Source organism: Pontibacter ummariensis (assembly GCF_900188175.1).
Classification (GTDB): Bacteria; Bacteroidota; Bacteroidia; order Cytophagales; family Hymenobacteraceae; genus Pontibacter; species Pontibacter ummariensis.
The window spans coordinates 231944-245221 of sequence record NZ_FZOQ01000005.1; the positions used below are offsets into that span (position 1 = coordinate 231944).

At 49.4% G+C, this 13278-nt stretch carries 11 protein-coding genes; 4 read left to right on the top strand and 7 right to left on the bottom strand.

Annotated features, from left to right (window positions below):
* Positions 1-70 precede the first annotated feature (70 nt).
* Entirely contained in the window at positions 71-874 is an 804-nt protein-coding gene (locus CHB92_RS07820; protein WP_179222986.1) for an SDR family NAD(P)-dependent oxidoreductase, read from the top strand.
* A gap of 175 nt (positions 875-1049) precedes the next feature.
* Here the strand turns inward: CHB92_RS07820 and CHB92_RS07825 are convergent, their stop codons facing one another.
* On the bottom strand, positions 1050-3383 hold the full coding sequence (locus tag CHB92_RS07825) for a S46 family peptidase (RefSeq protein WP_245842372.1): 2334 nt from the start codon (positions 3381-3383) through the stop codon (positions 1050-1052).
* Between the two features lie 99 nt (positions 3384-3482).
* Between CHB92_RS07825 and yidD the strand changes: the two genes are divergently transcribed.
* Positions 3483-3704, top strand: a complete 222-nt coding sequence (yidD, locus tag CHB92_RS07830; RefSeq protein ID WP_089318633.1) for a membrane protein insertion efficiency factor YidD — start codon at positions 3483-3485, stop codon at positions 3702-3704.
* A 154-nt stretch (positions 3705-3858) separates the two neighbouring features.
* Here the strand turns inward: yidD and CHB92_RS07835 are convergent, their stop codons facing one another.
* Positions 3859-6366 carry a T9SS type A sorting domain-containing protein gene (locus CHB92_RS07835; protein WP_089318634.1) on the bottom strand — a complete coding sequence of 836 codons (2508 nt, stop codon included), beginning with the start codon at positions 6364-6366 and terminating at the stop codon, positions 3859-3861.
* A 361-nt stretch (positions 6367-6727) separates the two neighbouring features.
* Here CHB92_RS07835 and CHB92_RS07840 point away from each other — a divergent pair, with 361 nt between their 5' ends.
* Positions 6728-8203: a DUF5687 family protein gene (locus CHB92_RS07840; RefSeq protein ID WP_089318635.1), complete on the top strand. Its 1476-nt coding sequence runs from the start codon at positions 6728-6730 to the stop codon at positions 8201-8203.
* A 64-nt stretch (positions 8204-8267) separates the two neighbouring features.
* A complete protein-coding gene (locus CHB92_RS07845) occupies positions 8268-8963 on the top strand; it encodes an ABC transporter ATP-binding protein (protein WP_179222987.1) in 696 nt (231 codons plus the stop codon).
* An 85-nt stretch (positions 8964-9048) separates the two neighbouring features.
* Here CHB92_RS07845 and CHB92_RS07850 read toward each other — a convergent pair whose 3' ends face one another.
* The 5 genes from CHB92_RS07850 to CHB92_RS07865 all read right to left on the bottom strand — a co-directional run bounded on the left by CHB92_RS07850 (position 9049) and on the right by CHB92_RS07865 (position 13271).
* Positions 9049-10065 (bottom strand): glycoside hydrolase family 5 protein, encoded by a 1017-nt coding sequence (locus tag CHB92_RS07850; RefSeq protein WP_089318636.1) that lies wholly within the window; start codon positions 10063-10065, stop codon positions 9049-9051.
* Between the two features lie 171 nt (positions 10066-10236).
* On the bottom strand, positions 10237-10842 hold the full coding sequence (locus CHB92_RS07855) for an endonuclease/exonuclease/phosphatase family protein (protein WP_218824240.1): 606 nt from the start codon (positions 10840-10842) through the stop codon (positions 10237-10239).
* 12 nt (positions 10843-10854) lie between these two features.
* Positions 10855-10992 (bottom strand): hypothetical protein, encoded by a 138-nt coding sequence (locus CHB92_RS26010; protein WP_218824241.1) that lies wholly within the window; start codon positions 10990-10992, stop codon positions 10855-10857.
* 84 nt (positions 10993-11076) lie between these two features.
* A complete protein-coding gene (locus tag CHB92_RS07860) occupies positions 11077-11835 on the bottom strand; it encodes a hypothetical protein (protein ID WP_089318637.1) in 759 nt (252 codons plus the stop codon).
* 29 nt (positions 11836-11864) lie between these two features.
* Complete coding sequence (locus tag CHB92_RS07865) at positions 11865-13271, bottom strand: alpha/beta hydrolase family protein (protein ID WP_089318638.1); 1407 nt, start codon at positions 13269-13271, stop codon at positions 11865-11867.
* Positions 13272-13278: the final 7 nt, after the last annotated feature.

The window sequence follows — 13278 nt, forward strand, 5'->3', positions numbered from 1 at the left end:
ATCTGTTATAAAACCTTTTACGCCAAAATCACTTTCTACAAGAGTAGTTCTTAACCTAAAGAAACATCACATGAAGATTGATCTGAAAGACAAAGTTGCCCTGGTTACCGGGGGCAGTAAAGGAATAGGTCGTGGAGCGGCAGAGGCACTAGCAGCAGCAGGGGCCACTGTGGTGATTTGCGCCCGAAACAAAGAGGAACTGCAAGCAACGGCGAAGGAGATCGCGGAAAGCACAGGGAGCAAAGTCATAGCTGTACCCGCTGACGTAGCAAAGCAGGAGGATGTGGATAGGCTGGTGCAGCGTATAAAGCAGGAAGCCGGGGAGGTGGACATCCTGGTGAACAACGCTGGCACTGTAGGCGCCATGGGCGACTTCGAAGACATTGATCCGGATGCTTACCTGAGCCTGTACGACCTGAATGTGGTGTCGATGGTGCGACTGATCCAGGCAGTGCTGCCTGCCATGAAAAGCAGCAAGTGGGGGCGTATCATTAACATCTCCTCCGAAAACGGCCTTCAACCTTACCCCGACATGATTCCCTACGATCTGACGAAGGCGGCCATTATCAACCTGAGCAAGGGAGTCTCGAAAGCCCTGGGCAAGTACAATATTCTGGTAAACACGGTGTCGCCGGCCTTCATAACCACGCCACTGGTAGAGAACATGATGCAGGAGCAGGCGGAGAAAAGTGGCACCAGCAAAGAAAAGGCAGTACAAAACTTCTTAAAGAAGAATCGCCCAGACATTGTGCTGGAGCGGCCGGGCACGATTGCGGAAGTAGGGGCAGCCGTAGTATTTCTGGCCTCGGAGCAGGCCTCTTTCATTACAGGTACCAACCTGCGGGTAGACGGAGGCTCTGTGGCCTCTATTTAAGCGACGGAACAGGGAGGGGGGCAAGGACACTAACTTCAAAGGGTTTGGTATTCCTGTTAACACATTCTTGCCACAGCGCAAGCATCCGCTTGTGCTGTCAAAGTACATCACCTGTTAAAACAAAAAAGGCGCTGAGGATATCCCCAGCGCCTTTCTACTTATTTACGGCAGATGCTTAATCTTTCACCTGAAGTTTTACCTTCACATCGCCTTTTTCTTTCTTGATCTTAAACTCTTTGTTGCCATCCTGGAGCTTCTGCTGTGCCTCTGTCACGGCTGCATCCAGCAGCTCAGCCTGAGGGGTCTTTGGATCAGCATTGGCTACAGCGGCATCGCCGGCACCCGGGCTGTTGTGGTCTACGATCGTCATCTCGTCTATCAGGTTCTGTGCTCCTGCAAACTTATCGATCAGGAACAGCAGGTAACGGGTATCCATGTTGATGGTGCGCTTGTAGGCCGGGTCGTACACCAGGTCGCCTGTCATGGCTTCCCAGTTGCCGTCGAAGGCCAGCCCGATCAGTTCGCCTTTGCCGTTGATCACCGGAGAACCGGAGTTACCGCCGGTAATGTCGTTATCCGTGATGAAGTCGGTTACCAGCTCGCCTTTAGAGTTGGCATAGCGGCCATAGTCTTTGGCCTGGTACAGCTGCTTCAGCTTGGCCGGTACTACGAATTCTTCGTTGTTCGGGTCTTCTTTGGCCATCACGCCATCCAGGGTCGTGTAGTAGTTGTACAGCACGCCGTCCTGTGGGCTGTAGTCCTTCACGGCACCATAGCTCAGGCGCAGCGTAGAGTTGGCGTCCGGGTAGTACACCTTGTCCGGGTTCATCAGGCGCAGACCTGCAACATAGAGGCGGTTTGCCCGCTCCAGCTTAGCATTGCTCTCGGCCAGCTTCGGCGCGATGTTGCTTCTGTAGTTCCCGATGATCGAGTTCACGATCTGGAAGGCCGGGTCGTTCTCCAGTTTCTTCTGCGTCGGGTTGTTCAGGAATTCCTTTGTTTTCTGCTCCGACACGATGAAAGAGTTGTTGTACACATAATCCGCCAGCTTTTCGAAGTTTCCTTTGTACTTCTTCACCAGGTCTTTGAAGTAGGCTGGCTGCTGGTCCTTCGGAATGTCCTCGTAGTAGTTCTTCATCAGCGCTGCAAACACTTTCTGGTCAGAGGCAGGGTTATAATCCTTGAAGAAGGACTCCAGGCGCGGTTGCAGGTCCTCTATTGCTTTCTGTACAGCGGCAGGGTTATTCGTGTTCAACGTCTGGTAAAGCGGCATCATGCGGTAGGCCATCAAGAGTGACTCAGTGCCCAATACGGCCTCGTTCAGGTAAACAGTGCCCAAGTTATACTGCTCGATGTTCTTGTAAGCATCGGCAATATCGCTCAGCACATTGCCATAGGTGGCCTTGCGCTGCGCGTCGCCGGCGTTAGCCCAGGCCTGGAACTTGTCCTCATCAGCGATTTTGCCCTCGATGGTGCGCATACGCTTGATGCCCTCGTTCTGACCGATAGAGTACTTGTAGTAGTTCGCCGTAGAAGCGTACTTAGAGGCGTACTTGATGCGGTTCGCCGGGTCTTTGTCCATGTCTTCTTTCCAGATGCCCAGCTTTTGCTCGCGCAGCTTGATGCGTGACTTGTTCAGCTGGTTTACCTCCAGTTTCAGGCCGTGTGAGGTCATGAAACGCTTCGTGCGGCCCGGGAAACCAAATACCATAGAGAAGTCGCCTGGCTGCTTATCGGCAATGTTGATCGGCAGGTAGTGCTTCGGTTTGTAAGGCACGTTGTTCTCTGAGTAAGCGGCAGGGGAGCCATCCGGCGCCATGTACACACGGAACATAGAAAAGTCGCCTGTGTGGCGTGGCCACATCCAGTTGTCGGTGTCGCCACCGAACTTACCGATGGATGAAGGTGGGGCACCTACCAGGCGCACGTCGTTGTAGCGGTTGTACACGAACAGGTAGTACTCGTTGCCGTTGAAGAAGTCGCGCACGTAGGTGACGTACTTGCCGTTCTCGCTCGCCTCTTTTGCCAGTGCCTGCATGCGCTGGGCTACCAGCTGCTGACGCTTCTCTTCCGGCGTGTTGTTGTCGATGCCCTCCAGCACTTTAGCCGTTACATCATCCATGTGGTGCAGGATGTCTACGAACAGGCCCTCATTTGGCAGTTCCTGGTCTTTAGACGTTGCCCAGAAACCATCTGTCAGGTAGTCGTGCTCCGGAGTAGAGTGCGACTGGATCTGGCCATAACCACAGTGGTGGTTTGTTAAGAGCAAACCCTCTGGCGAGATAAATTCCCCTGTACAGAAGCCACCGAATTGCACGATAGCATCTTTTAAACTGGAGTTATTAACGGAGTAAATTTCTTCGGCTGTTAACTGCAGACCCTGCTTCTGCATGTCTGTATGATTCAGACGCTTGATCAGCATGGGCAGCCACATCCCTTCGTCTGCTTTGGCGGCGAAAGGCACGCTCAGCGAGACTAAAAGTAAGAGTGAAAGGATTCTTTTAAGCATGTAACTTTGTTAAGGTAAATGAAACGTTTGCAAATTTAACGAAAATATTGCGGCTCCTAACATCTGTTAGGGTGCTCGAGCTGCTACAAAAACCGAACCATGACCTGGATACTGAAGAAAATCGTGCTGGCGCTGGTCTGGGTATACCAGCACATGATTTCCCCGTTAACGCCTGCTGCCTGCCGCTATACCCCTACCTGCTCGCAATATGCCGTGGAGGCCGTTAACAAGTATGGCCCTTTTAAGGGAAGCTGGCTGGCGCTGAAGCGCATTGGCCGCTGTCATCCCTGGGGCGGAAGCGGCTATGATCCGGTACCATAGGTGTAAAGCCTTAGGCGTTTGATAACAGGAGGACTATAAAATGAAAGTCCGTACAACTGAAGGTGCTGCACGGACTCTCAGTTAGAGGTAGCATACAGCATCTGATAGAGAGCTGTTGTAGGCTGGTTAGACACTTATTTGCAGTTAGTAACCTCTATTGCTTTAGTAACTTTTTTGTAACTGCTCCTTTGTTAGTTTCAATTAAAATGAAATAGGTTTGTGCTGAGAAGTTATGAAGGTTAATATTTCCTTTTTCTGTTAACCGGCCACGACTAACAATCTTTCCAGTAACATCAAATATAGTATAGTGTCTAAGCTTTACCTGTGTGGACGCCGATTTAATGGTAACACTATGCGTAGATGGATTTGGGTATAGGTGAACTTGAGTCTGAAAGCGTCTTTCTGCTTTAGGTAAGCCTAACAGAAGCTCTACATTAATAAGTACCAGATCATCTCTGTTAAAATCAGCATATACAATTTCGAGATTCTCATCGCCATCTACATTTCCTGCTTCAATTCCATAAACAGTCCCACTCTCAAGTACAGATGTTGGAACAAGTTGTCCTATTTCTCCATTGGTGTTAATGCCAACAGTCAGCAGCTTCAAATTAGAAACCCCTACTTTTTCGTTGCTCATAATAATGTCTGGATCTCCATCCATGTCCATATCGCTTAGGTCTATGGCGTTTATTTTTTCTCCTTCAGATATTAGAACTGTTGATGTGAAGCTTCCAGTGCCGTTGTTTTCTAGCAGCACGATATCAGCAGGGTCCGTAGTACTAAGTACTTCAGTAAAGACACTAATAGTGATATCCTGATCTCCATCCATATCCCAATCTCCTGTTTCAAGATCACGGGCTGGCTTTACTGTATAAATCACCTGTCGAGTAAATCCGTTGTTTCCATTATTGATGTAAGTGGTGACTGCGTTTGCTGCTTGTGTACTTATAACTACAAAGTCGCTAATCCCATCGTTGTTTAAGTCGCTTATCTCTATTTCAGTAGGACTTGAGAGGTTGGCGTCTACAGTACTTCTAGTAAACGTACCGCTGCCATTATTAGAGTACCAATATACCTTTGCATCGTCTGATGAGCAAAGCGCAACATCAACGTCGCCATCCTTGTCTATGTCGGCAGCAGCAATTCCCATCGGGGCATCGGCGTTTTCTTCTATTGTGTTAGCTATCCAACTACCTTTTGTTCCATCGTTTCTAAGCCACAGTAGGTTGCCGGCATCACGTGCCGTCACAAACGCGTCCATATCACCGTCACCATCTATATCTGCAATCTCTAAATCGGCTGGATAATCTATGTTGTCATGTAATCTCCAGTTGATAAAATTCGCACCATTAATGTTTTCAAATACAACTACTTCATCTTCTGGTGAAGGGCCAGCGTTCTCTGTTACTGTAAGAAATATATCTAAGTCGCCGTCTTTGTCGAAATCTGCAAGCTTAGGGGTTCGGGCTCCAATCAGTTTAGAATAGAGGTAGTGCCTGTACAGTTTACCATTTATGTTCTCAAACCAAGAAATGTCTCTATCAATTGTCCTTCCATCCGGTACTACCAAATCTAAGTCTCCGTCGTTATCTAAATCCCCCACACTCATTTGGCTTTCGTCCTGTTCAGAATCCCAATTTAATTCGAGGTACTCTTTAGAGAACTGCAAGGGAGCTGTTTGATACAGAATAGATATAAATCCCTTAGTCCAATGTTGTCTTACAATATCCACGAGTCCGTTGTGGTCGAAGTCAGCGATTACGAGGTCTCCACCAGTGTCCACTACTTCCCTGTCAATTACTGTTTGATTATAAGCGTTTGAACCATCAAGAAAGTACAGGCCTCCAGTGCCTGCACCGGTAAATGTTATTATGTCTTTTGTGCCATCATTATTAAGGTCTACTATTTCCATGTCACCATGACCTGCAGAAGCACTTAAATCGTTCCATGCAAACAGCTCTGCTCCAAGTGTAAAGCCGGCATTGCCATCGTTGATGTAAAGCTTTCCTTCATCTATGCCGTTTCCAAATGCTATATCCATATCGCCATCGGCATCTATATCCTCGACCGCCACTTGATCTATCTGCCCTTTTCTGCCCATGTCATAAATCGTTTTTGGAGTAAAGCTCAGGCTCCCATCATTCATAAAAGCCTGTACAAGATCTTGATCAAAGCCTATAGCAATAATGTCTACATTGCCATCTTTATTTAAGTCAGCGATTACCGCCCTGTCAAAGTCCTTGGCTGATGTGATTATATGTTTTGTATATGATTCGTCTGATTGCCTCTGAAACCAAGCTAGTTCCCCTGTATATCCGGTTGAGCGTGAACCACTACTGACTAGGTAATCCGTGTCCCCATCTTTATCTAAGTCTGCAGCATCTAAATCTGATGGCCATGTGACGCCAGAACTTATTATTATGCGTTTGGAAAACTGTCGGTTGGGTTCATTTTCGATCCAGATCAGTTGATCTGGATCCTTTTCTGTGGCAATAATGTCTAAATCACCATCACCGTCATAGTCCTGCAGAATGGTAGTGTTAGAATAAACTCCCTCTTTACTTAAGATATTTGAACTAAATGTTTGAGCATTAGATGCTTTGATTGAAATGAGAAAGGTGGAAAGATAGAGGAAGGGAAATAGAAAGTAGTTGTCTTTCATTTTTGTAAGCTTTGAAGTGTTCTGTAGCTCTAAAAAATGTGGAGAAACATAACTGCAGGCCTGCTTGCTTTTATTAATATGCAAAGGCTACGGAGAGGAAAATAAAAGGCGGATGACATTATTTACTACGGCCTAATATAATTTTTGTATTTCATGTTTGTCTTAAACAAGTATAATAGCATATGTAGGCAGTAAAGGTATAGTATAGAGTTGTAGATGTGTTTGCTGCCCGATTCATCGTAAGTTCTCCCCGGTAAGTATTGGTTTTTCCTGGGTTGGTCTAAAGGCCAATGCCGGGGCTAGGGTTTTAGGGTATTTCTAAGCATATTTAGAAAATACTATACTTCCTTCACCAACGCCTATGCTTCTAACGCTACTCTCGCACCAGTGGAAAGCCGAGTTGCGCTCTTCTGTCTTCCGGAAAGGCCTTGTGCTTAACATGATCACGGGCCTGCTGATTCTGTACTTTGGCAGTGTTTTCCTGTTTCTGGGCTTCCACATTGATGATATCCTTGCCAAGGCGTTCCCGGAGCAGAGCCCGGTGGCGCTCTTCAACGGAGCCCTGCTGTACTATTTTATGATCGACCTGTTTTTCCGGTTTATACTGCAGGAGCTGCCCGTGCTGGCGGTAGAGCCATACCTGCACTTACCCATCCCCAAAAGCAAACTAGTGCATTTCGTGCTCCTGAAATCGGTCCCGAGCTTCTTTAACCTCTTGCCCCTACTGTTTCTGGTGCCCTTTATGGTGTCGGCAGTGCTGCCGGCTTATGATACAGGCGTGGCCCTGGTGTGGTTACTGGCCCTGCTAGCAATCACACTGTTCAACAACTTCCTGCTGCTGTACTTTAAACGGCAGATGAGCAATAAGCCCTTGTACACCTTGGCCTTTGGGGTGGCAGTAACCCTTTTGATGGTGCTGGAATACCTGAACGCGCTGCAACTGCAGGAGGTGTCTGAAGCGGTCTTCGGAAGCTTGCTGCAACAGCCTTGGCTGATAGTAGTGCCGGTGCTTTTGCTAGCAGGGGTTTACTTGCTTAATTATCTGTTTTTGAAAGTTCACACCTACCCGGAAGAACTAAGCGTGCGCAAGCAGAGCAAGGTAGAGGGGAGAGACATCACCTTCCTGAACCGCTTTGGTGAGATAGGTAAACTGATCGAGTTGGAGCTAAAACTTGTCTGGCGTCATAAGCGCCCGAAGTCCCTGGTTATCATGTCGGTGGTTTTCCTTTTTTATGGCTTAATGTTTTATAGGAGCGAGGGATGGATGGAAGGGTACGCGGGACTTGTCTTTGTCGGGATCTTCATGACTGGGATGCCCATGTTTAACTACGGGCAGTTTGTTCCAGGCTGGCAAAGCAGCCACTTCGACGCCCTGCTTACAAGGCGCATTTCTCCTTACCAGTTTTATGCCGCTAAGTTTTGGATGTTTGTCTCTGTTGTCACCCTGGCGTTTATCCTCACGCTGCCCTATGGCTTTTTAGGGTACAAGATCATCCTCATTAACACAGCGGCCTTCCTGTTCAACATCGGGGTGAACGTGTTTGTCGTTTTCTTCTTCTCTGTCTATAATACTCGCAGGCTGGATTTGAACAAGGGTTCCGCCTTTAACTGGCAGGGAGTAGGCGGGCACCAACTTTTGATGCAGCTGCCGACCTTGCTTTTGCCTGTCCTGATCTACGCCCCCTTTGGCTTTATGGGGGTGCCTTATCTGGGGATAGCAGCGATCGGCCTGTTGGGGCTGATCGGGTTCACTTTACAGAAACAGCTGCTGCAGTGGTCCGCCCGGTGGTTTGTGAAGCATAAGTATAAGTTAGCAGCAAGTTTTCGCCAGGACTAGGTAGAAAGACTTCACACATACAGGTACATATAGGTGCTTGATCGAGAGAATAAACATCCCAGACATGATAGAAATAAAAGATATCGTAAAGGCTTACAGCGGCAAGGTGGTCGTGAATATTCCAAGCCTCACCCTTTTGGCTGGGGAGGCAGTTGGGCTAGTGGGAAACAACGGGGCGGGCAAAACCACCCTTTTTCGGATGGTGCTGGACCTGATTAGGCCCAGCAAAGGAGAGGTCTACTCCAAAGGCGTTAATGTGGCACAGTCGGAAGACTGGAAAGAGTATACGGGCTCACACCTGGACGAGGCGTTCCTGATCGACTACCTGACAGCCGAGGAGTACTTCAAATTCATTGGCGACCTGCACGGCCTGTCCGACGGCGACATCACAGAGCGCTTGCTCCCTTTCATGGACCTGTTCAACGACGAGGTCCTGAATCAGCGCAAGTACATCCGCGATTTCTCGAAAGGAAATCAGAAGAAGATAGGCATTGCCGCTGCCGCCCTCTCGAACCCGGAACTGCTTGTTCTGGATGAGCCTTTCGCCAACCTGGACCCCAGCTCACAGATACGCCTGAAGAACCTGCTGCGCAACATGCGCGAGCAGAAGCAGATGGCTATGTTCCTCTCCAGTCATGACCTGAGCCACGTGATTGAAGTGTGTGAGCGCATCGTGATTCTGGAAAAAGGACAGCTGGTGCAGGATATGCAGACAAACGAAAACACTTTGCGTGAGTTGGAGACTTACTTTACAGTGTAAGTAGTAGGTGCTGTTAACTTGTAGACTTGTTTGCCGCCGTTGGTTGAGAACCTGCCGTTCGCACCTTGTTTTCTCTGCCGAAAAGCTACTTTTTATACTTCTGAAGTGCCTTTTTAAAATACCGGCCTTGGCGCGTAGGTGTGTACTCCCAATCGCTGATCAGCATGGGTGACCACTGCGGGTCGAATACCCAAACCGTGTAAGAAATCCCATTTTCATCGGCATACCTGGTGATGGCTTCGCCGTACGATTCATCGCTGATGACTGGTACGTGGGCTCCTTTATCGTCAGCGCCGGAGAAACCGATCTCAGTTAGCATCACCGGGTACTTCTTCGCCACAAAGCCCCAGTCGTCGGTCCATTTCTGTTCCCAGGGCTTTTCACGCTTCATGGGGTAGGGATGGCTCACATAGGCAATGCCCTCAGCATCGATTGGGGCAGTGGCAACAGGGGTCAGGTCGTAGGCCCAGTTAAAACCGGCAACCAGCGGAATAGCTTTTGAGCCGTTAGCCCTTACGATCGTGATCATTTCCTCATTCAGCGCCTTCCAGTCCTGCCAGCTGCAGGTGCCTATCTTCCCGTTCATCACCGTAGGCTCGTTAAAAAGCTCGAAAAAGGCTACGGTGGTGTTGTCTTTGTAATGACTGGACATGGTTCGCCAGAACTCAAAGGTTTCTTTCCGGGTGGTCTCATACATGTCGCTCTGGTACATTTCGTTGCACAGGTTACCAATGCTATGCCAGTCGATGTTCACGTACATGCCTAAATCAGTGGCCCACTGTACGCCCTGGTCCAGCAACTTCATGTAGTTCTCTTTCCCCTGCCTGCGCCAGGCAGTTGGGTGCACCGGAAACCGCACAATGTTAGCTCCCCAGCTTTTCATGGCCTCAAAGTACTCCTTGTTCCAGTGTCCGTCCCGCTGTAACTTATCCGGGTCACTGGTATCTAATCCTCTGAACACGATTGCCTTTCCATCTGCCGTCACAAACTGGTTGCCTCTCACACTTACCTGGCTCAGCTTGGAAGCTGACTGAGCAAGGGACACCCCGCTGATCATGAGCATGAGGCACAGGAGACTTGTCTTTGTAAAAAATGTTCTCATAAGGGAATAGTAACGTTGATGAATGCTGTTTCTAGCGTAGTGAATCAAATTTGTATGAAGTTAAAAAAATATAAGGATCAGGCCCAGCTAAGGCCGCTTAAGGAACAGGAGCCGGCCCAAGATTGAGTATAAGCACCTCTGGCAGAAGGGGAAGCTACAGGCCTCCTATCGTTACCTTAACTTGCGTTCCTCTGCTGCAAATTCACAGGTAAGGGGTAAATGGTCGCTGATCTTGAGCCACTGCTCCTGATTGCCGATCTCTAGCTGAGTTAAGGCGCGCGAGAACACTCTGCTCCCGAACACATAATCTATGTGGTAGGGCTTCTGGGGCTTCCGGTGTAAAAAGAAGGTAGGCTTCGACTCTTTGCCCTGTTCCTCCTCGAAGTACTTGTGGTATAAGCTTTCGATCTCCAGCTCCTGTAGCTCTCTGACCACGTCCGAGTGATTCCACCATCTGTCCCGGGCGTCCCAGATCGTGTTGCTGTTAAAGTCGCCTGCAATCAGGACTTTTTTCAAAGGCTGCTTGTTCACTTGCAGGTATTTCCACAGCTGCCCGATATAACCGAAGGTAGGCGAGTTATTTTGGTGTGTCCAGACACCCAACAACTGGATGCTTTTGTTAACAGCGCAGGGTAAAAAGTACTTTACAGTTTGGGCGGGTAAAGAATAACTTTCCGTATGGCCTTTGTAAACGTTGCTCCAATCCAGTGGCTCGATCTGTAGGTGCTCCGCTGCAAATATCCCCAGGCCTTTGTGCCTGTTGTCGCCTATCCACAAATGGTTGTTAGCCTACTTTGCATATCCCTTATGCTGCGCCTGCGCCGGGTTCTCGCATTCCTGAATAATGTACAGGTCGGCCTTGAGCTCTGAAAGAACTTCAAACTTGTTTCTTAAAGCGCCATTGCAATTCCAGGTGACGATCCTCATGCTGCTAAATGCTTAAACAGGAATTCAGGTGCAGCTATAGAAGCTTACAACTGTTTTCTGGGTTTGATTTCTTTTAAGAAGGGGCTATTCCCTATAGGCACAGGTTAACTGGCCGCTCCTGGTAACTTGCCTGTCCTCCAGGTTAAGACTTACCTGCTCCTCTACCACGTAATGGTAGTTGTTTTTTTCTTCAGGAGTCAGGTGGGCATAGCAGTTCAGGCTATCTGCCGGAATGTTGGTGTCCTGTGTAAAGGTTAAGGCATGAGGCCCGGCAAGCTTTACCTCCCCACAGGTCGCGAAGGTATAAATCTGTTCTAGCGTTCCTGTATTATACACCAGGTACCTGCGGCAGGTGCTGGTCCCTTCGTCTACGATCATGTATGCATCCATCAGGCCGGTAAGGTAGTAATGGCTTTCAGCGTTTTCATCCTCCGGTACTTGTAAAAGCGGTTGGTTGGGTATCCGAAGCGTTAAGGAATTGCCCTGCTGCATAGCTTTAAGAGACTTATAGAGCTTGATAGGACCGCTTCCCCAGTCCTGTACCAGCACGTCATAATAGTTGAACCGGTAGAGATACGTAGAAGAGGCTTGTTGGCTTTGGTCCTGCTTTACCCAGACCTCATTTGGCTGTATGCCCAGCTCGGTTTGGGAAAAGTCTTTTTCCTCGCCGGGCACACCTGTGAAATGGTAGCGTGAAAAACGCATTTCCGTATCGTCATCAGCTGCAGTGCTTGCCTTTATTGCAGTTGCAACGGCTTCTTCTGCAGCTAGCTGCTGTTTACCGCATTGGCTAAAGGACGTGACAACAAGTAGGCCGGCAGCTAAGTGTAAGACGCTTCTCATTTGGATAAGACTGTGAAGTTTCACGTTCCTTACTTCTTAACAAGCCCTTTCATCCATTCCGCAATTGTTTCGAGGGCAGCCGGGGCGATGGTTTCTTCTATCTGTCCGTATTCTGCCGGGGAGCCTGTGTTGGCGGTCTGGAGGAGGTGGTTGAGACCGGGTAATTCCTTTATCGTGTACTTCTTGTTGCCTCCGGCTTTTAGGGCTTTCTCCGTGGCTGGTAGGTTCTGTTGGTAGGGTACCTGCAGGTCTTTCGTGCCATTGAGTACCAGCACCGGCATCTTTAGCTTGCGCAGGGCAGGGGCAGGATCATAAGCCAGGTAGTAGCGCATCCAGGGGGAGCTGAGCTGGGAAACAATAGCCTGCTCACTCTGTGGCGTCAGCCCCAACTGCTTTTGTTCCTGCTCTGTTACCTTAGCCCTTGCCGCTTGCTCCAGTTTCCGGATCTGCTCAGCAGCTTTTGCCACGTCTTTTTCGGTGGCCGCTACCTGGAGCTGGGCCTTGCGTAGGTCCAGGTATTTTTGCAGTAGCTCCTGTGGCACGCCAGCGTTCTGGAGCAAGGCCTTGTTTTGCGCCAGCAGTAACTCCGTTCCCGGCACAGCATTGCCTGCCATCAACACGACAAAGGCGGTTTCAGGGTGTGTGGCTGCCACTTGTTCGGCTATCAGCGCGCCCTCGCTGTGGCCAAGCAAGCCTACCTTCTTCTTGTCAATAAAGTCCAGCCCCTTCAGGTACTCAAAGGCCGTGGCTGCATCAGACACAAAGTCTGCTGTAGTAGCGGAGGCAAAGTCCCCGCCTGATTTTCCTACGCCACGGTCGTCGAGGCGCAATACGGCAAAACCCTGGCGGGTGAGGTGATCGGCGAGCACCAGGAAAGGCTTGTGCCCCAGAATTGTTTCGTCGCGGTCCTGCGGGCCAGAGCCGGTGAAGAGCAGCACCGCGGGGTGTGGGCTACCTCCCTGGGGTACCGTAAGTGTGCCTGCCAGCGTAATACCCGCCTCTTTATTCGGCACCGTTACTTCTGTGTGCTGATAGGGGTAGGGTGGCTTTGGGTGCTGTGGGCGCTTCATGGTTTCTGCGGCGGCCCCTTTTTTAAGCTGCAGGGCAAAAGACTGTCCTCCCTGTTTCCATTGTCCTTCTATCGTTTCAGGGCCGCTTAGCTTCCCGGCATATGTCCCTCCAATTGCCTTCATGTCGATGTACAAACTATCCTGTACCTGTTTTACGGACTGCACGGGTATGTCTTTAGCACCCTGCTTAGGGCTGTCCATCGTGGCGGTGAGGCTACCATCAGGGCTTTCTTTTATGTGAAATACCAGCGGAAGTTCAGTTCCCATCACTTGTAGAGAGCCGCTCCAGTCGCCTGTAACTGGAGCCTTCTGTTGTGTGAAAGCGGTGAAGCTGGCGAAAAGAAAGAGGAACAGGAGTTGGTTCATGGCTTTG

What these genes read in the sequence shown, in the direction of transcription:
- CHB92_RS07820 (WP_179222986.1), top strand. Translation starts at nt 71, where the DNA reads ATGAAGATTGATCTGAAAGACAAAGTTGCCCTGGTTACCGGGGGCAGT.
- CHB92_RS07825 (WP_245842372.1), bottom strand. Translation starts at nt 3,383, where the DNA reads ATGCTTAAAAGAATCCTTTCACTCTTACTTTTAGTCTCGCTGAGCGTG.
- yidD (WP_089318633.1), top strand. Translation starts at nt 3,483, where the DNA reads ATGACCTGGATACTGAAGAAAATCGTGCTGGCGCTGGTCTGGGTATAC.
- CHB92_RS07835 (WP_089318634.1), bottom strand. Translation starts at nt 6,366, where the DNA reads ATGAAAGACAACTACTTTCTATTTCCCTTCCTCTATCTTTCCACCTTT.
- CHB92_RS07840 (WP_089318635.1), top strand. Translation starts at nt 6,728, where the DNA reads ATGCTTCTAACGCTACTCTCGCACCAGTGGAAAGCCGAGTTGCGCTCT.
- CHB92_RS07845 (WP_179222987.1), top strand. Translation starts at nt 8,268, where the DNA reads ATGATAGAAATAAAAGATATCGTAAAGGCTTACAGCGGCAAGGTGGTC.
- CHB92_RS07850 (WP_089318636.1), bottom strand. Translation starts at nt 10,065, where the DNA reads ATGAGAACATTTTTTACAAAGACAAGTCTCCTGTGCCTCATGCTCATG.
- CHB92_RS26010 (WP_218824241.1), bottom strand. Translation starts at nt 10,992, where the DNA reads ATGAGGATCGTCACCTGGAATTGCAATGGCGCTTTAAGAAACAAGTTT.
- CHB92_RS07860 (WP_089318637.1), bottom strand. Translation starts at nt 11,835, where the DNA reads ATGAGAAGCGTCTTACACTTAGCTGCCGGCCTACTTGTTGTCACGTCC.
- CHB92_RS07865 (WP_089318638.1), bottom strand. Translation starts at nt 13,271, where the DNA reads ATGAACCAACTCCTGTTCCTCTTTCTTTTCGCCAGCTTCACCGCTTTC.